23 protein-coding genes are annotated in these 26,206 nt (G+C 40.2%); 13 read left to right on the top strand and 10 right to left on the bottom strand.

The window, feature by feature from the left end; genetic code table 11:
• The first annotated feature begins 763 nt into the window (after positions 1-763).
• Complete coding sequence (locus J8L73_RS13260) at positions 764-1,399, top strand: isoprenylcysteine carboxylmethyltransferase family protein (RefSeq protein ID WP_210999899.1); 636 nt, start codon at positions 764-766, stop codon at positions 1,397-1,399.
• Between the two features lie 70 nt (positions 1,400-1,469).
• Here the strand turns inward: J8L73_RS13260 and J8L73_RS13255 are convergent, their stop codons facing one another.
• From J8L73_RS13255 to J8L73_RS13245, 3 genes are read right to left on the bottom strand one after another with little or no spacing between them, the layout of a single operon-like run.
• Positions 1,470-3,485: an EAL domain-containing protein gene (locus J8L73_RS13255; protein WP_211017774.1), complete on the bottom strand. Its 2,016-nt coding sequence runs from the start codon at positions 3,483-3,485 to the stop codon at positions 1,470-1,472.
• Positions 3,486-3,489: 4 nt separating this feature from the next.
• Positions 3,490-4,017, bottom strand: coding sequence for a YfiR family protein (locus J8L73_RS13250; RefSeq protein WP_210999897.1), 528 nt, complete (start codon positions 4,015-4,017; stop codon positions 3,490-3,492).
• Positions 4,018-4,026: 9 nt separating this feature from the next.
• The gene (locus tag J8L73_RS13245; protein WP_211017772.1) at positions 4,027-6,087 is read right to left on the bottom strand and encodes a TonB-dependent receptor; all 2,061 of its coding nucleotides are present in this window, start codon (positions 6,085-6,087) and stop codon (positions 4,027-4,029) included.
• 387 nt (positions 6,088-6,474) lie between these two features.
• Between J8L73_RS13245 and J8L73_RS13240 the strand changes: the two genes are divergently transcribed.
• The 3 genes from J8L73_RS13240 (at position 6,475) to J8L73_RS13230 (ending at position 9,129) form a co-directional block, all read left to right on the top strand.
• Entirely contained in the window at positions 6,475-7,491 is a 1,017-nt protein-coding gene (locus J8L73_RS13240; protein WP_211017770.1) for a kelch repeat-containing protein, read from the top strand.
• Positions 7,488-8,204, top strand: coding sequence for a Sir2 family NAD-dependent protein deacetylase (locus J8L73_RS13235; protein ID WP_211017755.1), 717 nt, complete (start codon positions 7,488-7,490; stop codon positions 8,202-8,204). The genes J8L73_RS13240 and J8L73_RS13235 overlap by 4 nt, the downstream gene beginning before the upstream one ends.
• 127 nt (positions 8,205-8,331) lie before the next feature.
• Positions 8,332-9,129, top strand: coding sequence for a response regulator (locus tag J8L73_RS13230; RefSeq protein WP_210999893.1), 798 nt, complete (start codon positions 8,332-8,334; stop codon positions 9,127-9,129).
• Between the two features lie 231 nt (positions 9,130-9,360).
• Here the strand turns inward: J8L73_RS13230 and J8L73_RS13225 are convergent, their stop codons facing one another.
• On the bottom strand, positions 9,361-10,674 hold the full coding sequence (locus tag J8L73_RS13225; RefSeq protein WP_211017753.1) for a M20/M25/M40 family metallo-hydrolase: 1,314 nt from the start codon (positions 10,672-10,674) through the stop codon (positions 9,361-9,363).
• 226 nt (positions 10,675-10,900) lie between these two features.
• Between J8L73_RS13225 and J8L73_RS13220 the strand changes: the two genes are divergently transcribed.
• Together J8L73_RS13220 and J8L73_RS13215 are read left to right on the top strand one after the other, a co-directional pair.
• The gene (locus J8L73_RS13220) at positions 10,901-11,431 is read left to right on the top strand and encodes a GNAT family N-acetyltransferase (protein WP_210999891.1); all 531 of its coding nucleotides are present in this window, start codon (positions 10,901-10,903) and stop codon (positions 11,429-11,431) included.
• Positions 11,432-11,663: 232 nt separating this feature from the next.
• Complete coding sequence (locus J8L73_RS13215) at positions 11,664-12,044, top strand: VOC family protein (protein ID WP_211017751.1); 381 nt, start codon at positions 11,664-11,666, stop codon at positions 12,042-12,044.
• A gap of 123 nt (positions 12,045-12,167) precedes the next feature.
• Here J8L73_RS13215 and J8L73_RS13210 read toward each other — a convergent pair whose 3' ends face one another.
• A complete protein-coding gene (locus J8L73_RS13210) occupies positions 12,168-12,848 on the bottom strand; it encodes an SDR family oxidoreductase (protein WP_211017749.1) in 681 nt (226 codons plus the stop codon).
• 231 nt (positions 12,849-13,079) lie between these two features.
• Positions 13,080-13,760 (bottom strand): SDR family oxidoreductase, encoded by a 681-nt coding sequence (locus J8L73_RS13205; protein ID WP_211017741.1) that lies wholly within the window; start codon positions 13,758-13,760, stop codon positions 13,080-13,082.
• A gap of 282 nt (positions 13,761-14,042) precedes the next feature.
• Here J8L73_RS13205 and J8L73_RS13200 point away from each other — a divergent pair, with 282 nt between their 5' ends.
• Complete coding sequence (locus J8L73_RS13200; RefSeq protein WP_211017739.1) at positions 14,043-14,900, top strand: mechanosensitive ion channel domain-containing protein; 858 nt, start codon at positions 14,043-14,045, stop codon at positions 14,898-14,900.
• A gap of 284 nt (positions 14,901-15,184) precedes the next feature.
• Here the strand turns inward: J8L73_RS13200 and astB are convergent, their stop codons facing one another.
• From astB to J8L73_RS13185, 3 genes are all read right to left on the bottom strand, one after another.
• Entirely contained in the window at positions 15,185-16,531 is a 1,347-nt protein-coding gene (astB, locus tag J8L73_RS13195; RefSeq protein ID WP_211017737.1) for an N-succinylarginine dihydrolase, read from the bottom strand.
• Positions 16,532-16,943: 412 nt separating this feature from the next.
• Positions 16,944-18,047, bottom strand: coding sequence for an L-dopachrome tautomerase-related protein (locus tag J8L73_RS13190; RefSeq protein WP_211017729.1), 1,104 nt, complete (start codon positions 18,045-18,047; stop codon positions 16,944-16,946).
• Between the two features lie 2 nt (positions 18,048-18,049).
• Entirely contained in the window at positions 18,050-19,060 is a 1,011-nt protein-coding gene (locus J8L73_RS13185; RefSeq protein ID WP_211017727.1) for a zinc-binding alcohol dehydrogenase family protein, read from the bottom strand.
• A gap of 110 nt (positions 19,061-19,170) precedes the next feature.
• On the opposite strand from J8L73_RS13185, the gene J8L73_RS13180 reads away from it, so the two are divergent.
• A complete protein-coding gene (locus J8L73_RS13180) occupies positions 19,171-20,070 on the top strand; it encodes a LysR family transcriptional regulator (RefSeq protein ID WP_247659655.1) in 900 nt (299 codons plus the stop codon).
• On the opposite strand, the gene J8L73_RS13175 is transcribed toward J8L73_RS13180, so the two are convergent.
• Positions 20,059-20,517 carry a MarR family transcriptional regulator gene (locus tag J8L73_RS13175; protein WP_211017725.1) on the bottom strand — a complete coding sequence of 153 codons (459 nt, stop codon included), beginning with the start codon at positions 20,515-20,517 and terminating at the stop codon, positions 20,059-20,061. The two genes, J8L73_RS13180 and J8L73_RS13175, sit on opposite strands and share 12 nt — an antisense overlap.
• A 135-nt stretch (positions 20,518-20,652) precedes the next feature.
• Here J8L73_RS13175 and J8L73_RS13170 point away from each other — a divergent pair, with 135 nt between their 5' ends.
• The 5 genes from J8L73_RS13170 (at position 20,653) to J8L73_RS13150 (ending at position 26,139) form a co-directional block, all read left to right on the top strand.
• On the top strand, positions 20,653-21,081 hold the full coding sequence (locus J8L73_RS13170; protein ID WP_138612389.1) for an organic hydroperoxide resistance protein: 429 nt from the start codon (positions 20,653-20,655) through the stop codon (positions 21,079-21,081).
• A gap of 183 nt (positions 21,082-21,264) precedes the next feature.
• A complete protein-coding gene (locus J8L73_RS13165; RefSeq protein ID WP_211017723.1) occupies positions 21,265-21,618 on the top strand; it encodes a metalloregulator ArsR/SmtB family transcription factor in 354 nt (117 codons plus the stop codon).
• 38 nt (positions 21,619-21,656) lie between these two features.
• Entirely contained in the window at positions 21,657-22,667 is a 1,011-nt protein-coding gene (locus tag J8L73_RS13160) for an ArsJ-associated glyceraldehyde-3-phosphate dehydrogenase (RefSeq protein ID WP_211017722.1), read from the top strand.
• Between the two features lie 29 nt (positions 22,668-22,696).
• A complete protein-coding gene (arsJ, locus tag J8L73_RS13155) occupies positions 22,697-23,920 on the top strand; it encodes an organoarsenical effux MFS transporter ArsJ (RefSeq protein ID WP_211017720.1) in 1,224 nt (407 codons plus the stop codon).
• A gap of 98 nt (positions 23,921-24,018) precedes the next feature.
• On the top strand, positions 24,019-26,139 hold the full coding sequence (locus tag J8L73_RS13150; RefSeq protein ID WP_211017718.1) for a methyl-accepting chemotaxis protein: 2,121 nt from the start codon (positions 24,019-24,021) through the stop codon (positions 26,137-26,139).
• Positions 26,140-26,206: the final 67 nt, after the last annotated feature.

Raw genomic sequence — 26,206 nt, 5'->3', positions numbered from 1 at the left:
GATGTGACGGGTTTTTTGCTGTCTGGCGTTTAGTAAATAGCCAAGAGCCCATGCCGAACTCAGTAGTGTCCGCTCTCGTACATCCTGTACTCCACGGCATTTGTATTCCTATACATCAAACAAAACAGCTCGAAGGCGAGCTCCGGCCAATGATAGTATCCCATTTGCTATGTGAAAGTAGGACATTCTACTGCGTAGCGCACCGACTTCAAATTGTAGAAAGCCCGACTAGCAATAGTCGGTTTTTTTACGTCTGCAGAAAAGTGAAAACAAAAACTGTAGCCAAGACTCTATACCGAACTTAGCAGGAAAGCAAAGCAGCTTGAAGGCGAGCCCCGACACAAAGGTAGTGTAGCATTTGTTATGTGGCTCTCTACCGCTGTGGGCACTACGACATCACCAGTACTTAAATAAGAGAAACCCGTTACAACTATGTGACGGGTTTTTTGCTGTCTGGGGTTTAGTAAATAGCAATATCCCATGCCGAATTTAGTAATGGCCGGTCTCGTACATCCTGTACTCCACTGCATTTGTATCCCTATAACTAAACGAAACATCTTTAAGGCAGCTCAATGCACAGTAACATTCTGCTATGGCACCGTGCTCTACAATATTAGCGAAAAGAAGAACCTAAAAGCGCGAGGGTTAGCAGTACACTTAATAAATTTATCTCAAAGTAATTACTTCCCTTGTTTGTATGGCGTATGAATACTAGTATGTGCATATTACTTTAGTATTAAATATGAATGAGAGTCCAACCTCCATGAACCAACCACTGCTTTTAGATGACTCTGCATCTCTTCTCGAGTTTACTCGAATATACCTCGCACTTTTTTATACTTTTGTCGCAGGTTTTTACACTTTCAGAATCATTTATAAGAATCGCTCTACGCCGAAAGGTGTTATTTTTCCTGGCGAGCAATTTTGCTCTAGTTGGTGGAACCATATGGTGTTTAAGTTTTTCAGAGCTGCTATATGGTTTGTCTGCGTGCTTAGAGTATTTATTCCTGAGATTGATGATTATCTCGGTTTGCTAAATGTGTTGAATGGCTGGCCAGGTGTTATGTTTGGAAATATTTTATTAACGGCTGGTTTTGTCCTGACAATGTTTGTGCATTTTCATATGGCCTCGCTTTGGCGGTCAGGAGTAGACCCTCATGGCCCAAGTGAGCTCAAAACGAATGGCCTGTATGAATTTTCAAGGAACCCAATGTACGTAGGTGTGGTAGCAGCTCAAATTGGTTTCTTTTTAGCGTTACCAAGTATTTTTAGTCTAATTTGTTTAGTGGTTGGCATGATTGCGGTATACAGACAAACTTTAGTTGAAGAAGCTCATCTTGAGCAGCACTTTGCTGGGGAATATAAAGAGTATAAACAATTAGTACCGCGTTGGTTGTGAGCCACTGCTTAATTAGCTATATATTACAAAGTAAATAACCTGAACTTAGTAATTTGAGCTCAGGTTACCTTTAGCCAATATCTTTCGTGATATATTTCTCTATAAACTCTTTTTTGGTAATTGCTTTTGAAAAAATATAGCCTTGAATGTAATCGCAGTGAAGGTGTTTCAATAGTTCATACTGCCTACTTGTCTCCACCCCTTCAGCCACTACCATAACATCTAAATTATGCGCCATTGTTATAATCGCTTTTACTAGTGCAATACTGTTGTCGTTTGACTCGATATCTTGAATAAAGGAACGATCTATCTTTAGAATATCAACGTCTAAGCGTTGTAAGTAAGCGAGCGATGAATAACCAACACCAAAGTCATCAATAGCTATATCAATATTTATACCACTTAAACGTTTTAATTGACGTTGTATTAATGAGTCGGGATCCATTAATGTATTTTCAGTGACTTCAATAAGTATGGTGTTGCTAGGTAGCTGATACTCTTCAGTTGCAGCTATCCAATCATCTACCCATTGCCCAGCCCTATCAATTTCTAAAGGTGATGTGTTCACACTAATTTGTATTGTTTTATCACTGAGCTTATTAAATTCGATAGTATCTTTAATTGCTTGAGATTTAACCCACTGCCCAATATGGCCTATTAAACCGTTTTTTTCTGCTACAGATATAAATTCGTTAGGACCGATTATACCGCGCTTAGGATGATTCCATCTAATCAAGGCCTCTGCTTTTGGTACTGACGAGCCGTCTATTGAAAAGATAGGTTGATAGAATAACTCAAATTGCTTCTGAGCAAGTGCAGTCCTTATCTCTTCAATCAATCGGCGCCTTTGTGTTGTTCTTTCTTCAATTTCGTAAGAAAAAAATTCATAACGATTACGGCCTTTATTTTTAGATAAATACATTGCTTGATCAGCTCGTTTTACAAGCTCCTCAACGGTTCTTCCATCAACAGGGTAAAACGTTAAGCCTATACTTGCTGTTACATAGACCGTTTCGTTTTTTATTTTTATACTTTCCATTAAGCTATTTTTTACTGTTTCAGCAATTTTTGATGCCTGCTTTGAGTCGCTAATACCCTCTAAAACTAAAGTAAATTCATCTCCTCCCAATCGAGCGACAGTGTCTTTATCCGTTACGCAATTTTGCAGCCTTGTAGCGACTTGGTGTAATAATAAGTCGCCGTAATCGTGTCCAAGGCTGTCGTTAACTTCTTTAAAACCATCTAAATCAATAAAGATAAGTGCAAATGTCATATCTTTTACATTTATTAAGCTTTGCAGTTTTTCGTAAAAATAACGCCTATTAGGTAAATCCGTTAGACCATCTTGGTAGGCATATTGGTGTAATTGAATATTGGCGCTTTGAAGCTCATTAGTTCTGAGCTTAACTTGGTTTTCCAGAGAGTTATCTCGCTGCTCAATGTTGTATAGCATGTCGTTAAAGCAGGCTGTGAGCTGACCTACCTCATCTTTAGATAGTTGTTTAGCACGTAGGCTGTAGTCATGGGATGTCGTTATTCTATTTGCGGTTTGCGCTAAGTAAAGTATAGGGTTTAAGAAGCGACGTCTTAATAATAAAGATAAAATTAAACTTATAGCAAAGGTAAAAACCATCAAAACCACTAAAAATTTAATATAAAAAGAAATTTTGTTTTGGATATAGCTATCATTTGCCCTAATTTTTAGTAAACCATAGTTATTTTTTTCAAACTTAAGTGGCGTGTTTACTTCAATATTATGATCAAGCGCTTGAACGGTTGATAGAGCGATAGCAAGTTGTTCATCACTTTGGTTATACACCGTTATACTGATTACGTCTGAGCGCATTAATATTGGATTTATCAGTTCTTGTACTGCTTCTAGATCATCAAACATAAGAGCGGTTGTGATATTTGGTGCTAGCATTTTCGAGAGAGAGTCTAGGCTCTCTACTTGCTCTTCTTTTGCGCTATTTATCTCATAAGCACTAAATACAATGGTAACTGTAGCGGTAGAGACAAGTGCAACGCTCATTAAAATAACTAATAATTTTTTACTGATCGTGTTTAGTGCAAATAATTTTCTCATTAAATTACCTTTGCACAACGCGAGCAAGACGTAATACTTTTGAGCTCATTGTTATGTTTGCTTCCTTGAGTTGTTTAGGTGCAATTTCAAAACGAATTTTCCCTCCTGAAAGAAAAAACCTAATATGCCCGCCGCTTTCTATAAATAAATCGCTTTCACCTATTACCATTATATTTTTTAGATTGGTGATTTTAGCTGATTGCCATTTTTCAAAGGAATTAGAAGTAACGAACAGGAGGTTGCAACCTTTTAAAGAGGACTCATTAAATGTAATAAGTTTATTATGCAGTGGTAAACTTTTTATAGTTCTGTTTTTTAGAGCACCATTAGCCACTTCTATAAAGTGTTCGTCGGAACTACATATAGTAAATTCCTTGAAAGAATTTAAAGGCTGCTCCCAGCTCCCAAACCGAGCAAAATTGTATAAGAAGCCTGCCTTTAGCATATATTCTTTTTCTGCAGCACTAGCACAAACACTAAACAGCGTCAGGTTTATTAAAATACTATGGATTAAGCTTCTTAGTTTAAACATTGTGCCTGCTTAGAAGGTTGCCGAAACAGTAAATGTTATGCATTCATCAATATAGTTTGGTAGCGTGTATGTTTCGTTACTATTATTATATTCAATGTGTGAGCCAGCAAATAGATTCTTACCGGATATTGCGGTGGCCCATACAGGGCTCATTTGCCAATTCCATGTAATATCTAGTGTGGTGTAATTTTCTGTATTGTATGCATCTGAGTTTTCTGCGCGCAGTGTTGCAAGTATATTGTGATTAGTTAAAAAAGTATAATTAGCCTTAGCAAATAGCTGCCTGTTTTTTGAGTCATAACCTATGGCAGGCTCTACTCTTGGCGGTAAGTCGTAAGTATATTTGGTGTAACTATACCCTAACTCAGTACTTAGTTTATCTAATGGTTGCCACGAGAGCAGCACATCAAACCCTTTCGTTGTTGTGTCTGCAACTGATGCAAAATCTAGGTCTACACGAGTTGTTTTTAAAGCTTGAAATACCTCAGGTATTCTTCCTGCAAGAAATAAATCAAGTATTGGAGAAAATTGTTCGTCGTGTTTATTCATATCTATTACAGCTACATTTTTAGCATCTGTATAATAAGTCGATAGATCCACTGACCAATCATTGTCGCTAAAGCGATAACCTAATTCGTAAGACAGGTACTTTTCTGATTTTACTTTATCATTACCATTTAAGTAGGTGGCAATTCGATAATTGTCTAAGGCTTGAACGCCTGAACTCATAACGGCAAGATCTTTTACTTTTATACCATTCACTTTAAAGTTATCGTTAAATTCAATTAATGTAGGGGTTCTAACACTTTGAGATACAGCACCCCACGTTAAGTGGTTTTGAGCTGGTTTATAGATAAATCTGACTGAAGGTTGATTTTCCCAGCCGGTTAAATCGTTATGGTCAGCTTTAGCGCCAATAATAAAATCAAGCTTATCTGGCGTTATATTGTATTGTGCTTGAATAAACACACCAAATTGCATGAGATCGTCAAAGTCTCTATCACTATCTAAAAATAAACTATCTGCAAATGAAATAGAGTTATAACGGTAATTTAATCCCCAATCGAGTTGTAAAGATTGGTATATAAAATTCATTTGATAATCAATATCTATCGACTCAAAGTCTTCTTTTATATAGTCTTGCGATCCGTTTTGTTTAAGCCAAGATAGCTGCAGCATTTGATTGGCATCTGGAGACATTCGGTTTTCTAGTCGAGCCATAATACGTGAGTCAGTTCGCTCCAACTCATCTGAAAATGCAATGTTCACGTTAGTGTCGTCTATCACGCCACGGTAATTTTGCCCGAGTGTTGAGTGGATATAATCACCTTGTATTAGGCTTGACCATTCGTCACTGTGGGTAAAGTCTGTTCTAAAGCCTAGTGAATGCTGTTTAGTTGTATCGCTAGGGGGGAGTGAAATCCCTTTTTTTGACTTTTTGGCGTTTTTTAGGTGGCCGTACCAACGATAACTACCCTGATTACTAATATCACCACCGTAGCGTAAATTTATATCAGCATTAATCTGGTTACCCGTTGTGACATTTGCAAAGCCACCTCGAGTATCAAGGCTATTTTTGGTAATAATATTAATAACGCCATTATTTGCATCACTTCCCCAAAGTAATCCGCCTTGGCCTCGTATTACTTCAATGCGTTCAATATCATATAAAGGCACATTCAGGGTTTCCCAATATACGGCTGCAAATTTTGGTGTATATAAACTTTGTCCGTCAATCATCACTAGTAGCTTACTAGAAAAGCGAGAAGCAATACCTCTTGATGAAATAGCCCATTGGTTATTATCGAGCTGTCGTACTATTAACCCAGGCACCATTTTTAGTGCTTCTGGCACTGATGTAGCACCTGAGTTAGTAATTTGTTCTTTACTTAATACATAAATAGATGACGCGGTATCAAAAGCCGATTGTGCTCTTTTCATGGCTGATGTTGCTTGTACATCCATTCCCATAAGGGCATCGAGGTCTAAATCTTCATCTTTGAAGGGGTCTGCTACAGCAATGGGGCAAATTAAAAGTAATGGCCATAAAAAGCGTTGTGATAATTTCACCAATATCTCCTGCACAATCAAAACAATCACTGTTTTATAAAATCTTTGGTATTACACAATGTTAACATGTATTAGCGCTCTAAAAGTAAAAAATCAGACTAAATAGTAATAAAGCGCTTTTACTTAATTTAAACAGCATATTATTTTTGTTGGTCACGTGGATCATAAGTGCACTTTTAGTTGTCACGGGAAAATATTAGTTAGCTTTATACATATCCCCTAAAAATATAATGCACCAAAGAGACGCTGCTTATTTAAGTCGTTATGCACTGTTGAAATATGTATGAAATTTCTAAAATGAAGTTTTGTCATAGGGGCATCATACTGGTTCATAAAGACAAAATAATTTACCCTAAGTATATTAATCACTATTAAATAATTTATCTTATGAGCTTTCTTTTTTCTGTCGCGTTAGCAAGCCTTCCTGCTTTACCCGAACCCGTTGCTAACAATGCCGTAGCTAAGGTTACTGTTGAAAACCAAAACTACTTTTTAAGTTTTATGGGGCTTGGTAAAAACAAACAACATACTGATGTACACAACAAGGTGTTTTCACTTAAATTAAGTGAGAGCGCATGGCAGCAACAAGCGAGCGTGCCTTCAAGTTTACCTTTAAAAGGGCGTTTAGCGAGTACTGCTATAGGCTTAGGTGAATACGCCTATATATTTGGTGGATATACAGTAGGCGGCGATCATAGTGAAATTTCAAGCCCCGATGTGTACCGTTTTGATATAAAAAGCAATACATACACACGCCTTGCAAGCATGCCGGTACCGGTAGATGACAGCGTAGCGCTAAGCTACAAAGAGCGTTACATATACCTTGTTAGCGGTTGGCATAACGATGGAAACGTAAATTTAGTACAGGTATACGATACCTACACCAACACGTGGCAACAGGCATCACCTTTTTTAGGTGAGCCAGTATTTGGTCAAGCAGCTGCTATTAGCGGTAACACCATTGTTATATGTGATGGCGTTAAAACCCAAGCAAACCCAGATTCACGCCGCTCGTTTACAGGTATTGCGCAGTGTTTAAAAGGTACTATTAACGCAATTAATCCGCTACAAATAGATTGGCGTACGTTACCTCATCCTACAGGTGAGTCGCATTATCGCATGGCTGCTACTAGCTACAATGGCAACATTTACATGATGGCAGGCTCTAACAACCCTTATAACTACGATGGTATTGGCTACAATAAAAAGCCAGCACCGGCAAGTAAACACGTGTGGCGTTTTAATATTGAGCAAGATAAATGGCAAGCTTTGCCGCCTTTAGCTGTAGGCAGTATGGATCACCGTGGATTACTTGAGCACAGCGGGGCTTTGTATCGTATTGGTGGTATGAACAATCAGCAGCAAGTAACGAGCGATGTAATAGGGTATGAGGTAACACAGTGAACACGCTTTATATTACAGGCGCAGGTGTAAGCGCTGCCAGTGGGATCCCTACATTTAGAGGCGAAGATGGCTTTTGGACCATAGGCAGTAAAAATTATACACCTATGGAAATGGCTACGCGAGCTATGTATCAAAACAACCCGCGAGAGTTTTTAGCTTGGTATTACAACCGTTTTGCAACGTATCGTAATCATGGTCCTAATGAAGTACACCACTGGCTTAGCGATAAAAACCTTATCACCCAAAATATAGATGGGCTTGATGGCAAAGCGGGTAACAAAAATTATATTGCAATACACGGCAGGCTCGATCAAATGACATTATTTCATGAACAGGGCGAAGCAGTTAAACCGCTAATGACCCCATGGGATAGCGTAGATGAAAGCCGCCTTCAAGAATCTCTTTTTGAGCTATTTAATATTCAAAACCAAGCACCTGAGCTAAATCATTCATATAAGCCGTTTGTTTTATTGTTTGACGAATACTACACCGATCTTTATAGAATAAGCGAAGCGCAACAGCGTATGCTAAATGCCGAGAAGATTGTATTTATGGGCACTTCATTTAGCGTTAATATCACTCAAATGGCAATTGAAATAGCGCAAAATTACAATATACCCGTTGAAGTGGTTGACCCTGAGCCTGCACACATTTTGCACACTAACGTTACATATAAAAAAATGAATGCGTTAGATTACATTCAATCTAATTAATAAGTGCTATATTTAAAAAGGATTGATAATGTTTTCTTAAATATTACAATCTATTCATATAATATTAACGGAGTATAAGTGTTATTATTATTTTGATTATAACAATACCAATACCAAAGAGATCTGAATGAGCGACTTAACTGCAATAGTAAACTTGTCAATATTACTTGTAGAACCTTCAGAGGTTCAGCAAAAAATAATAATAAAATCGCTTTTAGAAAGCGGTGTAAAACAAGTTGAAACTGCAACAACACAAACTCAAGCGCTTAGCTTATTAGCAAGTTATCACCCCGACTTAGTAATAAGCTCTATGTATTTATCAGACGGGACAGCCGACTCACTACTACAAGAAATACGGTCAAACCCCGTCACTGAGCATCAACCTTTTATGCTTATATCGAGCGAGCGTAATAAAAAATACCTTGAGCAATTACGTCAATCGGGCGTGTTGGCTATTTTACCCAAGCCTTTTAGCGCAAAAGCGATTACCCGCGCACTTAAAGCAACCTTAGATATAATAAGCGAAGAAGAAGTAGAGCTTGATCATTTTGATGTAACGTTACTGCGAGTTTTAGTGGTAGACGACAGCCGTTTTGCACGTAAGCACATAATACGCGTTTTAGCGGGCATGGGTATACCTGAGCCTGTAGAGGCTGAAAACGGTAAAGAAGCAATTGAGCACCTTAGTGAACAGTCGTTTGATTTAATCGTTACAGACTACAACATGCCGGAAATGGATGGCCGCCAATTAACCGAAACAGTACGTGGCTCAAATGCTTACTCGCATATTCCTATTTTAATGGTGAGCTCAGAGGCAAACGACACCCACCTAGCTAATATTGCACAAGCGGGTGTAGATGCAATTTGTGATAAACCGTTCGAACCGGCTACAGTGCGAGAATTACTGTATAAAATAATGTCTTAGCAGTTCAAAAAATGGCTAACATATCATAAGTTAAAGCAGCGGTAGTTAAACACGTAACTACTGCCGTTTTAACTTATGGATTAAGCACGTTAAACAACTGAAACGCTATAAAACATAAAATAACGGCTACGCGCTATCAAGTATTCGCCATCGCAAAGGAAATCTTAAAACCATTTTTAATTTTGGCGCAAACAACACTAAGCTACTTATTGGCAAACCGAAAGCCTGCGTTTATAACTGCCCTAATCTGTATATAAGTAACGCTGTTTTAGCAGTGTTTTTATTTAGAGAGGTTAAATCAGCGGTTTCGTTTTTAGTGTGCGCGCCACTGCCCATTAGGCCAAGGCCATCAAGCGCCATATCAACATGGTTTGCAGCAAACGAAATATCAGCAGCGCCGGCATTACGAGGGTTTGCAGCCACCACTTTGTTATAACCTAAGTCTTGGCTTGCTTGGCTATATAGCGCAAGCAGCTTTTTATTGCCCTCGGTAAGCCCCATTGGTGGGTAGCCATCTTCAAAAATAAGTTCAGCTTGGCTGCCATTTAAGCTTTTAGCCACTATTTGCTGCATCACTTTTTTAGCGCCCTCTACCTGCTTTGGCGAAAGCGCACGTAAATCACCCGCCACATGCACGGTTTGCGCAATAACGTTACTTTTACCAAACGCCGTGGCCGACGAGTTGGCACTGTCGTACTGTGCATCAGTGCCGCCCACAATAAGCCCCGGGTTAAAGGTTAAGTTAGGCTCTGTGGCAAGTTGCTCTCTAAAATCATTTAAAATACGCGATGCCTCGTAAATAGCACCATAACCTACACTGTCACTAAATATTTGCGATGAATGTGCAGCATTGGCCGTTACATTTAACGTCCAGCCGGTATAACCACGGCGCGCTGCCATCGCGGTTTTAATATTGTTATCGCCATTTTCATAGCCAAGCGCTACGTCAGCCCAAATTGCGCCATCAACAATAGCTTGTTTAGATAAGCTAAGTGGGCGACCGCTGCTTTCTTCATCGCCCGTAAGCAGTACTTTAATGCTCACGTTTTCAAGTAAATTAAGGGCTTGTAAGCTTTTAAGCGCGGTAATTATTATCGTATTACCGCCTTTCATATCGGCAACACCTGGTCCGCTCGCGGTGTGTTCATCAATTTGTTTATAAGTAGTAAAGTTATCGTGTTTGGCAAATACGGTATCAAGATGGCCGATCATCAGTATTTTTATTGCATCGGGGTTTTTACTCTTATAGGTTGCGAGTACATGCCCTGCACGGTTAAATGCGCTGCCATCTAACCACTCAACCTTAAAACCAATGGCTTTTAATTGCTCGCTTGCCAGCGCGCCTACCTTTTTTACGCCTTCAATATTCAGTGAGCCGCTATTAATGTTTACCGCTTGTTTTATCTCTTCAAGCGCTTGAGGAATATTTTGCTCAACCTGCTTTACTATTTCACGCTCGTTTTTATCAAGCGCCGCATGGCTTGTAAGCGGTAAGGTACTCGCAAGGGTGAGAATAAGTGCATGGCTAAATTTTAAAAATGACATAACAGCCTAATAATTGGAGAGTAGTTCAGCTAATATGAAGTAAAAATACAGAGTATTCAATAGGTGTAGTTTATGACTTTTATAAATAATAACGAGTTACAAGTTTAAAAGTCATGGAGTGTGCGCATTATAAAATTAAATAGACACCCATCCTAAGTTTTGCATTAAGTGAGCCGCCAGATTAAATAAAGTGGGTGTCATCTTAATTAAAAGGAGTTGAGTAAATTTGCTAGAAACTAAAAGGCTTTTGCTTCGTCCATTAACTAGTAACGATATTAAACCTTTATCACTAATTTTATCTGATCCTGAGGTTATGTTGTATTCTTTAAATGGTGTTATGGATGAAATAGCAACATCAAATTTTGTCCAATGGTGTCAAAAAAGCTATAAAGAATATGATTTTGGGCCTTGGGCAGTAATTGATAAGAATAATAACAAGTTGCTTGGTTTTTCAGGCCTAAATAAAGAAGCATATAATGATAAGCTAGTCGTAAATTTGGGATATAGGCTTGGCAGAGAACATTGGAATAAAGGCTATGCCACTGAAGCTGTTTGTGCAGTTTTAGAGTTTGCTTTCACTAATTTAAATATTTCAGAAATAATTGCGATTGTGGAGCCTAAAAATACGGGATCAATTAGTGTTATCGAGAAGCTTGGGTTTGGTGTGTATGAGCTGGGCCAATATCACAAAAAGACAGTTAAACGGTACACCTTAACCAGAAAACAGTGGCGATGCTTTAGTAACTCATCGGATTAGACGCTTTGCTACTGCAGCGCTTATGGTGTCAGGTAGGCAGCCGTCATATCCCAATGGAGAATACATTGTAGTGAGTGATTCATAATAAAACCCATTAAACTATTAACCATTTATAGTTTTCAATTTGATAGGCTAAGCCTTAGGCTTTTGTTTGTATAAAAAGTAAGATATTACATGGCAGTGCATAATCAACTGACAAACTTGTCACCTTTAATTTTTACAGGGAAGTTAGATGAACTTAAATCAAATTACATTACCCGTTACAGACATGGAAATTTCTACTAAATTTTATCGCGACTTAGGTTTTACTCAAATTGTAGATACCCCACATTATACTCGCTTTGAATGCCCAGATGGGGATTCAACTTTCTCATTGTCTTTAGATCGAGGTGAGTTTGATTGTGGCACGGTAATATATTTTGAACATGAACAATTAGATGAACTGGTTGAGGCTTTAAAAGTTAAAGGTTTTGTATTTATACAAGAACCTTCAGACCAGAGTTATTTATGGCGAGAGGCCGTACTGCATGATCCGTCAGGTCATAAAATTAAGCTATATTGGGCGGGTGAAAATAGGATTAATCCACCTTGGCGTGTCGAAGTACGCAGCTAATCAGACCTTTAATTATGCAGTGTTCAACTTTACGCTATTAAAATCTAACCTCAAAATACAAACAACCATCAGGTTTAATGCCATTGGCATTAAACCTGACAGCTCAAACTCAACCAATCAACGTTAATTAGTTGGCATTAAATAAATCTCGCGTACGCTGTTGCGCTGGTTTGCTTCTATTGCAAACATTACGGCGTCGGCTACATCTTGTGGGTCGAGCTTGTCGGGCTTAGCTTCATCAAAGAATGGGGTGTTTACCATGCCAGGGGCTATGGTGGTACAGCGACCATTCCACTCGCTCATTTCCTCAGCTAAGTTTTGTCCAAACCCGTAAGCAAACCATTTAGTTGCCCCGTAAATAGAGCCTTTAATTGGCTTACGGCCAGCAGCTGAGCTGGTTAATATAAAATGACCTTTGTTTTGGCGTAAATGGGGCAAGGTTGCTTTTGCCGTCCACAGCAGAGCTTTAATGTTTATGTCTATCATGGTTGACCATTCATCAGGATCGCCTTTTTCGGTGCCTGCGGTTGAAACGCCCATACCTGCATTGGCAAATGCGGCATCTAGTCGGCCAAATTTTTCGAGCCCTTTTGTTACTACGTTTTCAAGCTCGGTAAAGTCGGTGGCATCTGCGGGTACACTCAGTGCGTTATCTTCACCTAATGCTTGTACTAATTTAGTTAATTTGTCTTCGCTTCTGGCTGTAAGTATTACTTTGTGGCCGTTATTAACCAGTGTTTTGGCGGTTGCTTTACCTATGCCACTTGAAGCACCTGTAATGAGGACTATTTTTTCTTTCGCCATGATTATTTCTCCTATGTTTACATATTCAAAATGATAAGAACGGTTTAACCAATATTTGCTGTTTACTGTAACAGTACTGGGTTAACAGGGCTTGAATAAAGGAGCCTGTTTATCTTTTGAGGTTGAGTTTTCAGCTGTGTGCTTGGTATTTAAGCAATAGGCATAAACACAGCGCGATTAACTCTTTCTTGGATAGAGCCAATTTTAATTCTGAGAGGTCAGCAGGCCCCATTAATTGGTTGGCCTTAAGTGAATTTCTCTGATGTTATTGCGCTGGTTTGCTTCAAGTGCAAAGAGTACGGCGTCGGCAACATCTTGTGGGTATAATTTGTCGGGCCTTGCTTCATCGGTAAATGGGGTATTTACAGCACCTGGGGTTATGGTGGTGCAGCGCCCGCCCCATTCACTCATTTCTGCTGCGAGGTTTTGGCCAAAGCCATAAGTAAACCACTTACTTGCACCATATATTGAGCCTTTAACAGCTCTGCGGCCAGTGGCTGAGCTGGTTATAATAAAATGGCCTTTGGTTTTTCGTAAATGGGGGAGGGTAAGTTTAGCGCTCCACAGCAGGGCGTTTATGTTTATATCAAGCATAGTTGCCCATTCGTCGGGGTCGCCTTTTTCTATTCCTAATGTGTTTAGCCCTTTACCTGCGTTTGCAAATGTAGCGTCTAAGCGGCCAAATTTGTTAAGCCCTTTTGTTACTGCGTTTTTAAGCTCGGTAAAGTTGGTTGCATCTGCCGGTACGCTGAGTGCGCTATCCTCGCCTAATTCTTTAACTAATTTTGTTAATTTGTCTTCGCTTCTGGCGGTAAGTATGACTTTGTGGCCATGGTTAACCAGCGTTTTGGCGGTTGCTTTGCCAATACCGCTAGAGGCACCTGTAATAAGGATTACTTTTTTGTTCGCCATGACTATTTCTCCTATGTTTACATATTCAAAATGAGGAAAGTATTTACGGTAACTTTTGTACTAACACTAACAGGGTGTGGTTAACCTAAATTGAATAGTAACGTTAGAGGAACATAGCTTTTATTTAATGCTTTAATTTAATACAAAAACAATAGGTATAACTAATTTATAGCTATATACTCGCGCGGTTTTTTAGCCATTAAGGCTAAATTGTGGGTATGGCGCATTTAGCTTTGCTCATTTTTAAATTGTGCTGAGTGTCAGCCGTTTTTTGGAATATGTATGAAAGATAAACTTATTGTGTTTTGGCAAAGCCATTCTGAAACTATCATCACTTTAGGTTACAAAGTGGTATTAGCCATGGCTATTTTAGTTGCGAGTGCGCTTATTGCGCGTTCAGTAAAAAAAGCGATTAAAAACTCTAAGTCGCCATTAAAAAAAGTAGACGAAACGCTACTGCCGCTTTTATCGAGCATTGCGGGGTATTTAGTTTACATAATTGCTGGGCTGTTTATTTTAGATATTTTTGGCGTTAATACGGCAAGCTTAATAGCGCTAATGGGCGCGGCGGGTTTAGCGATTGGCTTGGCGCTTAAAAACACCTTAAGTAATATTGCCGCAGGCATTATGTTATTAATACTTAGGCCATTTAAAATAGGCGATTTTGTAGATGCGAGCGGCACGCTTGGCACAGTAAAAGAAATAAACCTATTTACGACCATTTTTAAAACCACCGACGGCCTTTATATCGCATCACCTAACGGTAAAGTGTGGGGCGGCAACATTAAAAATTTTACCCGTAACGGTAAAAGGCGCATGGATATAGTGGTGGGGATTTCGTACGCCGACTCTATTGATGTTGGCTTAAATGTACTTAAAAAACTCGCCGAAGCAGAAAGCCGATTACTTGCAGAGCCAGCACCTAAAGTAATGGTTACCTCAATAGGCGAAAGCGCAGTAAACATTCAATTACGTGCTTGGGCTGTAAATGGCGATTACTGGCAAACCGTGTGGGATTTAAATAAACGCGTTAAAGAGGCTATAGAAGGTGCGGGGCTGAGTATTCCGTTTCCGCAGCGAACGCTGCATATATCTGAGTCGATGGCATCGGCAATAACGGTTAATACCAATCCGCAATAATACTTAATCATTTTGCGGGGCTAAACGTGTCGTTACCTGCGTTAAAAAACTCTCATTTACGACTGCATGGATGCAGAAGGTAGAGCAATGCAGGAGCAATTGCCGAGAACAACTAAATAACGAATTTTTTGCCTAGTTATCAACATGTTTTTCCAGCCTCAAAATAGATCACTTAATTAAGCGAATTGGTATAATAAAAACCTTTAAATTCTATTAGAATAAGCACTAATAATAGCGAGCCTTGGCTCGCTATTTTTGTATTAGCCTTTGCGTTGGCTGAGGTATTAACCTTCTAATTGAAAGTCGTACACTGAGCCTAAGTTAAGCAGCTGGGTTAGTTCATCTAGTGCTTGGTAGCTTTCGGTAAGTAGGGCTGAGTCGGCAAAGTCGCTTGCACCTAGCTTATCGCGGTAGTTACGCTTTGCCCAGTCACAAAGCTGAGTGTATTTAGTATCGGTTAAAATAACCTCTGGGTTTACCGCAGCAAGTTCTTGCTCGTTAAGGGCTACACGTAAACGCAGGCAGGCAGGGCCGCCGCCATTTTGCATACTTTGGCGCAGGTCAAAAAACTGTACTTGGTTTACTGGGTTATCCGCTAAAATCATTTCTTCAATGTAGGCGTTTACTGCGTTATTACGTTGGCACTCTTGTGGCGCTACTAATAGCATTGAGCCATCATCTAGGCTTACTAATTGGCTATTAAATAAGTAACTGCTTACTGCATCGCTAATGCTTACTTTATCGGTAGGTACTTCAATTATGTATAGCTGCTTGCTGCCGGTGTAGGCATCGCGAATTTCTTGCAGGGCATCTTGTTGGTTTAAAAATGCTTGCTGGTGGCAAAGCAATACGTTTGCGTTACCTACTGCAATTACATCGTTATGAAACACGCCTTGGTCTATAACATCTGGGTTTTGCTGCAGTAAAATTTGGCTCGATTCTTTTAAATTATGTAATCGGCAAATGGCTTCTGAGGCTTCTAGTGTTTGCCTTGCAGGAAACTTAGCCGGTTTAGGTAATTGGCCGTTAAAGGCACTTGCACCAAATACAAACATTTCTAGCCCTTGCTCGCCGTGGCTGTCGCAAAGTCGGGTATGGTTAGCCGCGCCTTCGTCGCCAAAAAAGCCCTGATCGGGTAAATGCGTGTGGTGCGCAAAGTAGCTATCGTTATTAAACATGGCTTTTAGTAAGCGGGTAGTTGTAGCAGGCTCGAGTGAGCGATGAAACTTATTATTTAAATTAGCTGAGGTAAAATGCACTTTGCCATCGAGGGTATCTGGCGAGGGTGACACAGTAGCGGCATTGGCAGTCCACATTGCTGAAGCCGAATAACACGCGCGCAATAAAATAGGGTCGGCTTTAAATGCTTTATGAATAACTTGCGAGTCGTTACCGGTAAAACCTAAGCGACGTAGTACGTTTAAATCGGGGCGTGCATGGGGGGCAAACACACCTTGTGTTAGGCCTTTGTCGTGCATGGCTTTCATTTTTTCAAGGCCCTGTAACACAGCTTCTTGAGGGTTTGAAAAACTTGCCGCATTATTTAACGAGGCAACATTACCATACGATAAACCCGCATAGTTGTGAGTAGGGCCAACTAAGCCATCAAAATTTACTTCTAAGGCGTGCATACACGTTCCAATTATATTGTTTTTAGTAACTTAACAATACAATGCAATGGCCGCGCTTGCAAAGCCTATAAATACGAAATTTATCGGCTGTAAACTCGCTCTTTGTCGCACGTTGTATGGGTATTGCTCGGATCGTTTACCTGCCATACGCTAATGTCTAAACGCCATAGTAGGTAAAGGGTGTGGTATAGGTTAGCCATGGTATTTTCCTTGAAAGTTTCACTGAACACATATTTACTTTGAAAGAATTATGCCAACTGTTAATTGAATATTTTATGAATACAAATCAGATATTTATTAATACACTAAAAATAACGTTTGAGCGCTTAGCACCATTTTGGAGTTAAAGGGCTTAAAAGTTGCACCAAAAAGCCACGCAGCGGGTGCGTGGCTTATGTTTTATACGCTGTATTTAGCGCCCTACTTTACCTTTTACTAATGGGTCGAACGACAGCACACTAAATTTTCCTTGGCTGGCATTTTTACCTTCATTTAATACTGGCGAGCGATGTAGCTCATCGACAGTAAAATATATTTTATGATCGGCGCCATAACTAAAGCCATCTGGCCAGCTTAAGCGCTCGTCTTTAAATAATACCTGGTATTTACCGCTTGGTTTTACTACGCCAATTGCGCCGTTGGTTATGTCGGTAACATACACATTGCCGCCGCCATCAACAATAATGCCATCTGAAATGGGTTTAGTGCCGTAACGCGTTACTTTACTCTCAAGGGCGCTTGCGCTCAGGCTTTTATTGTTAATATCGCTGGTGGCAATACGGTAAATCGACGTGCCCGACATAGCGCCAAAGTAAAGCCACTGTTCGCTCGGGTCGAGGGTGATTGGGTTTACGCCTAAACGGGCTGGTTGGCCGCCTAGTTTCATGGTGCGTCCTTCAATGACCATGTCGATGTTTTCGGCTGTGGTGTATGGGCTATTTTGTAATACTCTGCGCGCCTCACCTGTTTTTAAATTTACGGTAATAATAGCGGCTTGGCTGCCTTGTGCGGTGTCGGCAATATATACAACACCGTGTTTATTATCGATAACTAAATCGTTTAAAAATGAGGTGTCGGTAATGGTGGGTTTAGCTAAGTAAATTATTTTATGCAGCTGCTCTTTATTAGTATCCCATCCTACTAAACGCCCAGCATGATCAGGGCCTGATGTATCAAGCATCCATAACACGCCATCGGCTGATACATTTATGCCAAGTACATCGTAAAAGCCTTTGCCGTTTTTATACGCGTATGCCCATTTTTCATTAGGGTAGGGCTTGGTGGTGCCATCGCTTAATAGCTCCATAATTTTTTGTTTTTGGCCGTAAAAACCATGTACCGATAAAAACTTACGACCCGATGGCGTAATTGCAATATTACCTGGTGGGTGCTGCGCGTCGAATGTAGCAACTGTTTTTAAATCGGTGTGCGTAGGTTGGGTATTCGCAAATGCACTGCTGGTTAAAAACGCGGTGCTACAGGCTGCTGCTAAAAGTATTTTTTTAATCTGATTCATGTTTAAAAGCCTTCTAAAACAAGTTTACCGCGTGAGGTGTACGATTCTAAAATCTGGTGCGCTTTATATAAATTAGCGGCGTTGATTGGGCCTAAATTTTGTCCAAGTGTGGTTTTAAGTGTACCTGAGTCTATCAGCTCACTAATTTCATTAAGTAAGGTGTGCTGCGCTGTTATATCAGCTGTAGTAAATAGCGAGCGGGTAAACATAAACTCCCAATGCACCGATATACACTTACGCTTAAATTTTAAAATATCGAACGATGCAGGGTCGTCTATTAGCGCAAATTTACCTTGAGGTTTAATACACTCCACTATTTGGTCTTGGTATTGGTCGGTATGGGTTAAGCCAATAACGTAATCAAACTCAGCTAATCCCAGTTCTTTGCGCTGCTCGTTTAAGTTTTTAGAATGATCAAGCACGTGATCGGCTCCTAACTCTTTAAGCCAGGTTACGCTTTGTTCGCGTGATGCCGTACCTACTACGTTTAGCCCAGTAAGTTGCTTGGCAAGCTGCACTAAAATAGAGCCAACACCACCTGCGGCGCCAATAACTAAAATAGATTGCTGAGTATTTTGTTTATTTTTAGGCACTTGCAGGCGATCAAACAGCATTTCGTAGGCGGTTATGCTGGTTAGTGGCAGCGCTGCGGCTTGTGCGTCGGTTAATGTTTTAGGTGCGCGCCCTACAATACGTTCATCAACTAATTGAAATTGCGCATTACTGCCTTGGCGCGATAAATCGCCGGCGTAAAATACGCGATCCCCCACATTAAATAACGATACCGACTCGCCAACGGTTTTTACAATACCTACGCCGTCCCAGCCTAATACTTTGTAGCCTTGTTCTGGCGCTACATTTGCACGTATTTTTGTATCTACAGGGTTTACCGAAATAGCCTTTACTTCAATAAGTAGGTCGTGCCCGTTAGCAGTTGGGGTATCAAGTTCAATTGCTTGTATAGAATTGGGTGTGAGTGTTTTAGTGTTTTTGGTGTAGCCAAATGCTTTCATGTGGGTTCCTGATGATTTGAAGTACTTTTTAATATGTGAACACTATAGCTCAGTTGAAAAATATAAAAAGACATGAAAAACTAAAGCACTTTCAAATTTTAATTGAAAATATGCGATCATTTAACGATATTCAAACTTTTATAGATGTAGCCAGTTGCGCCAGTATTTCTGAAGCCGCAAGGCAAAACGCACAAACCCCAGCGGCGGTAAGTGCGGCTATTAAGCGCCTAGAAAAAGACTTAGGAAACGTGCTGTTTATTCGCTCTACCCGCAGTTTACGCTTGAGTGTGGCAGGGGAGCAGTTTTTAAGTTACGCCAAAGACTCTCTTTCGCTTATTCAACAAGGGGTAGCTGCAGTACAAACCGCAGTAGGCGAAGTAACAGGGACACTACAGGTATCAGCCCCGTGCGATTTAGGGCGTAATAAACTAAGCGAATGGCTTAATGAATTTTTAGCGCAATACCCGCATGTAAAACTTAAATTGCACTTAAGTGACGAAGTAAGCGACATTTATAGCCAGTCGATAGATATTGCGCTGCGCTTTGGCGTACCAAAAGATTCGCAGTTAATTGCAGCGCCACTTTTTTTAAATAATGCGCGTATTTTAGTGGCCTCTGCTGAGTATGTAGCAAACAATGGATTGCTTACACACCCCCTTAACTTAACGCAGCACACTACCATTACGTTTATGCGCTTTGGCGAAGTGTTTAAAGAGTGGCGATTTTATAAAAATGGCGCGGTACAAAAAGTGCAGCTAAATTGCCAACACATAGTAAACGATGGCGAAATGGTTAGGCGCTGGGCGCTAGAGGGCAAAGGCATTGCGTATAAGCCGTACTTTGATGTCATTGACGATTTAGCAAGTGGGGAACTCGTTCATTTATGCCCTGACTGGCAAAGCGATCCGCTACCGCTTTATATGATGTACGCCGACCGGCGCCAAATGACCCCGGTGATCACCGCATTTAGGGCGTTTATTCAACAAAAAATAATCGCGTTAGTTGGCTAACTCATCGTCGCTTTTAGTATTTAAATCGTTTACCACTAAATCAAGCAGCTGCATAAGCTGTTTGGCTTGTGTGGAGTCTACACTTTCAAATTTACATAATATATTTTTTGGAATATCAGCGGCTTCGTTTTTAAGGGCTTGCCCACGATGGGTAAGCTGAATTAGGCGCTTACGCTTATCGTGCTCGTCTTTAATAACTGCTAGCAGAGACTTTTCGGTCATTTTTTTGAGTATTTGGGTCATAGCGCCACCATCAATAGCGGTTTTATCTATTAGCTGCGCTATGGTTACTTCATCTTGCTCCCACAGCGCCATCATTACTACATACTGCGGATACGTTAAATTAAGTGCAGCCAAAGGCTCACGGTAAGCGCGGGCAATGCTATTTGATGCCATATATAACCTATGACAAAGCTGATTTTTTAATTTTAATTGCTCAAACGACATACCCAACTCCTAACGCGTTAATACCTTAAACTCAAAAAACATTTTAATTTGCATGCAAAGTATTTGCAATCTCTAATTACTTGACCTATTATTTTGCATACAAACTAAATTGATTGATAAACTTTGGAGTTCACTATGAATGTATTACAAAACGTTGCTTACACAGCAAAAGCAACTGCAACAGGTGGCCGTGAAGGTGTAGCTAAATCTGACGATGGCCGTTTAGATGTAAACCTATCAACCCCAAAAGGGCTAGGTGGCGACGATGGGCAAGGCACAAACCCAGAGCAGTTATTTGCAGCAGGTTACGCAGCGTGTTTTATTGGCGCACTAAAATTTGTAGCCGGTAGCGAAAAAATTGATTTACCAAGTGATACGCACATTAATTCTGAAGTATCTATTGGCGCGATTGAAGGCGGTTTTGGTATCGCAGTAAAATTAGCTGTATCACTAGGTGATATGGATAAAGCGGCAGCGCAAGAGCTTGTAAATAAAGCACACCAAGTATGTCCATACTCAAACGCTACACGCGGCAACATTGAAGTAGAGCTTTCGGTTATTTAATTAACTGATTACTTAGCATTGTAATAGCCCAGAGGTTTGCCACTGGGCTTTTTTGTGTGCTGAAATTTAGCAAAGTTCATATTAATTAAACCCTTCTAAAAAATATACGGAAAATCGTATATTCACTATTTCATATGTTATCGTTTTGTTTTATTGTATGCACACTAACTAAACGAGGATGCTATGGAACAACTCAATCCACTTCAATTTTACAAATGTTTAGCCGACGATACGCGCTTAAAAGCCATGTTATTAATTAGCCATGAGCAAGAGCTATGTGTGTGTGAACTTGTTGCCGCGCTTGAGCTTAGCCAACCTAAAGTGTCACGCCATTTAGCGCAACTTAGGCAATTTGGCTTATTAAGCGACCGCAAGCAAAATCAATGGGTGTACTACAGCATTAATAAAGCCCTGCCAGAGTGGGCTATTAGCGTTTTAACACAAACACGAAACGAAAATTCTGCGTTTTTTAACGATGATTTAAATCGACTCAATGCAATGGGTAATCGCCCAGAGCGTGCAGCAAGCTGCTGTTAATTAAGCATATTGGCTTAACTTTACTAAAGGTATTTATTATGACAATTAAAGTAGGTATTAACGGCTTTGGCCGCATGGGACGTTTAACGCTGCGCGCAGCATTAGAATGGCCAGAAGTAGAATTTATTAAAGTAAACGATGTTGCAGGCGATGCTAAAACACATGCCCATTTATTAGAGTTTGACTCAGTACACGGGCGTTTAGCCCACAGCGTTACAGCAAACGAAAATAGCTTTAGTGTGGGTAAGCACACTATTGCCGTTACCAATAACAAAACCATTAACGACACCGATTGGTCTGATTGCGATGTAGTAATAGAAGCCAGCGGTAAAATGAAAACCACTGAGCTGTTAAATCAATATTTAGCACAAGGTGTTAAGCGCGTTGTGGTAACCGCACCAGTAAAAGAAGACGGCATTTTAAATGTGGTTATGGGTGTTAACGATGATTTATATAACCCAGATGAGCACAAAATTGTGACAGCGGCTTCGTGTACGACTAACTGTTTAGCGCCAATTGTAAAAGTACTACAAGAAAAAGTAGGCATTAAGCACGGCTCAATGACCACTATTCACGATATTACCAATACCCAAACGATTATTGATGCGCCACATAAAGACTTACGCCGTGCCCGTTCGTGCGGGTCAAGTTTAATACCGACCACAACAGGTAGTGCAACAGCCATTACGCATATATTCCCTGAGCTAAAAGGTAAGTTAAATGGCCATGCCGTGCGCGTACCTTTAACTAACGCATCAATTACCGACTGTGTATTTGAGCTTGAGCGTGGTGTAACAGCAACTGAGGTGAATGAATGGTTTGCTCAGGCGTCTAAAAACGAGCTTGCAGGTGTATTAGGTTACGAAGAAAAACCGCTTGTATCGATTGATTACAAAACCGATCCACGCAGTAGCATTATTGATGCGCTTTCTACCATGGTTATTAATAATACCCAGCTTAAATTATACGCTTGGTACGATAACGAATGGGGTTACGCTAATCGTACCGCCGAGCTTATGCTCAAAGTTGCTAAAAGTGACTTGGTTTAACCACTTGTAAGGTTTTAAGGGCGTAAACCATGTTTGAGCAACTTGCTAATTTACCTACAGCAATAAAACAGTATTTAATTATAACCGGTAATTACTGGGCATTTACCTTAACCGATGGCGCACTGCGTATGCTGGTGGTGCTGCATTTTCATCAGTTAGGGTATGGTGCGTTGGCTATTGCCATGCTGTTTTTGTTTTACGAAATTTTTGGTGTGATCACCAATTTAGTGGGCGGTTGGCTTGGGGCTCATTTAGGCCTTAATAAAACCATGAACTTTGGCTTGGCGCTGCAAATAATGGCGCTTGCCATGTTATGCGCGCCAAGTGAGTGGCTTACAGTGGCTTATGTTATGGCGGCGCAAGCGCTTAGCGGTATAGCCAAAGATTTAAATAAAATGAGTGCCAAAAGCGCCATTAAACATTTAGTGCCCGAGGGCGAAAGCGGCCAAGGCCAGCTTTATAAATGGGTGGCTATTTTAACGGGCTCTAAAAATGCGCTAAAAGGGGTGGGCTTCTTTTTAGGTGGGTTACTCCTTACGGTATTGGGATTTGTTGGGGCTTTAAAAGCACTTATTGTACTACTTACTATTGCGTGGATGATTAGCGTTGTATTTTTAAAAGGCGACATGGGCAAGGCTAAAAATAAGCCCAAGTTTAAAGAGCTATTTTCTAAATCTCGTGCAATAAATTTATTAAGTGCAGCACGGTTATGCTTGTTTGCCGCGCGTGACGTGTGGTTTGTAGTGGCTTTACCTATTTATTTAGCCCAGCAGTTTGATTGGAACTTTTGGTGGGTTAGTGGCTTTATGGCACTTTGGGTGATTGGCTATGGTGGCGTGCAATCGCAAGCGCCACGTATTACAGGCACCAGTAATTCAAACGTTGATACTGTTAAACATGCCTATTTATGGGTATTGCTGTTAAGTGGTGTAACAGCACTTTTAGCACTACTCATGCAATTTGATGTTGCTGTGCATGTCACCTTGATTATAGGTTTACTTATATTTGGCGGTATATTTGCAGTTAACTCATCAGTACATAGTTATTTAATTGTCAGCTTTGCTAAAAGCGATGGTGTATCGCTTGATGTTGGCTTTTATTATATGGCCAATGCAATGGGGCGTTTACTGGGCACCGTGCTTTCGGGGTGGGTGTTTCAGGTTTATGGTTTTGTAGCGTGTTTATGGGTGAGTGTAATTTTGCTTATTTTGGCCTCTATAGCCACTGCTTTTTTAGCCAGTAATAAAAGTTAAACGTTTGTATTAGTTTTTTATTAGTGTAACGATTTTAATAGCTTCATTTTTAAGATCTACTAAACTGTACCCGTAGTTTTAATTAAAGGGTAATTTAAGTGCAAGAAATCTCATTAGCAAAAAAGTTATTGTGGATAACCGTAGGTAGTACATTTTTAACAGTGCTGGTTCTCTCTGGCGTATTGTGGTGGCAAATGTCATCAAACAGTGAAGCGCTCGCAAAAGAATCTGAAGATTATATAGTGGCTGAGGTTGAGCAAAAGCTTAATGCAAATGCTGCTGCCTACGGTGAAAAAATAGCTGGTTTTATAAATGAAGCTTACCGAGTGCCTAATTCTTTAGCCGCATTGCTTGGTGATGCAGCTAAAACTCAAACTCTAAATCGCGATACTGTGGTGAACATTAATCGCTCTATTTTAGAGAAGAATCAATTTTTATCGTCTATTTATTCGCAGTTTGAAGCTAACGCATTTGATGGACAAGACGCGCAATTTACACAAGGTTTTAAACATTCTGTTAATGGCGATGGCACGTTAGAGGTGTATATAACGCGCGACCAAAACGGCAATATTGAGCAACAAAAAGTAGCTAACGCTGCCGATAAATACCTAACCTCTTTAAACGAGTTTGGTATTCGCGAAGCCCATTGGTACCTATGCGCAAAAGATACACTTAAGCCATGTATTATGGAGCCGTACCTTTATGAAATCCCCTCTGGCGATTCTGTTATGCTTACTTCATTAACAGTGCCAATTATTAAATCAGGCCGCTTTATTGGTTTAGCGGGTGTTGATTTAACACTACCAACTTTTCAGGGCCTTACAGAGCAGCTTTCTAGTGAGTTATATAACGGTAAAGCCAAGGTTACGTTGTTAAGTGATATGGGATTAATTGTAGGTAGTAGCCACTATAAATCTAAATTAGGCCGTCCGTTTAAAGAAGCTGTTAGCAGCAATACTGATAGCGAACTTGCTAATATTAAAGGTCAAAACAAGTTAATAAAAACAGCGGATGAATACTTAGTTAATTACCCTATAAATATTAAACTTGCTAACACTCATTGGAGCTTACTTATTGAAGTGCCAACTAACCTAGCACTCGAGGGGCCTAACGCGTTAGCTAAAAATATGAGTGACTCGGCAAATCAGCTAGGTTTAGTTATTCTAATAACGGGCGGTGTGATAGCTATAATTGCCTTTATTGTCATGAAAATAGTAGTAGGTAGCGTGGTTGCACCGCTTGAGCAAATTCAACAACGTGTTGATAATCTTGCCAGCTCTGAAGGTGATTTAACGCATACGCTGCACGTCGATACGCATGCTGAACTTATTGCCCTTGCTGGTGGCTTTAATGCATTTTTAGCTAAGTTAAGAGGCTTAATTGCTGAGCTAAAAGGTGTTTCAGCACAAACTAAGCATCAAGGTGAAATAGCGCAACATATAGCCATTGATACTAAACAAAACGTACAATCGCAATTTCAAGAAATTGAAAGCGTTGTAACCGCCATGAACGAAATGAGCGCAACCGCACTTGAAGTTGCTAGAGCCTCAGAGCAATCATCTCAACAAGCGGATGAAATAAATGGTTTAGTGGTAAGTAGTGAGACGAGCTTATCGTCGGCTATGAGCCAAGTTAAAACCATGTCTGAAGAAATAAAAGAAGCTAACCAAGCGGTTGAAAAAGTAGCGTCGCGCAGTAAAGATATTACTCAAATATTAGATGTGATCAGAACCATTTCTGAGCAAACAAACTTACTTGCACTTAACGCCGCCATTGAAGCTGCGCGAGCCGGCGAGCATGGCCGAGGCTTTGCTGTGGTTGCAGATGAAGTACGAGCCCTTGCTTCTAAAACACGTTCATCTACCGATGATATTAGCCAACTTATTGATAGCTTATTGTTAGAGGTAGGTAACGCATCTACCGTAATTGAAAAAGGCGTAGTGCGCGCTGAAAGTGCAGTAGACGAAACCTCAGTTGCTTTTGAAGCGCTGCATAGTGTTGTAATAAAAGTAGATGAAATTACGAATCAAATTACGCACATTGCGACCGCAGCCGAGGAGCAAAGCTTAGTAACCGAAGAGATAAACCGCAACCTAACGCTTATATCAGATGCGGCAGCACAATTAGCTGATTTATCTACTCAGGCGGGCGATAGTAGTGAAGCGCTTAATGCATTGGTAGCGCAGCAAGATAGCGAGCTAAATAAACTCAAAACGTAAGTAAAGATCGACACTACCTGATAAAAAAGCGGCTAATTCAGTGTGAATTAGCCGCTTTTTTTGTTGA

It is taken from the genome of Pseudoalteromonas sp. MMG006 (genome assembly GCF_018101025.1).
GTDB lineage: Bacteria > Pseudomonadota > Gammaproteobacteria > Enterobacterales > Alteromonadaceae > Pseudoalteromonas.
The sequence above is the reverse complement of the archived record's forward strand: the minus strand, read 5'-3'. Positions and strand labels throughout refer to the sequence as shown.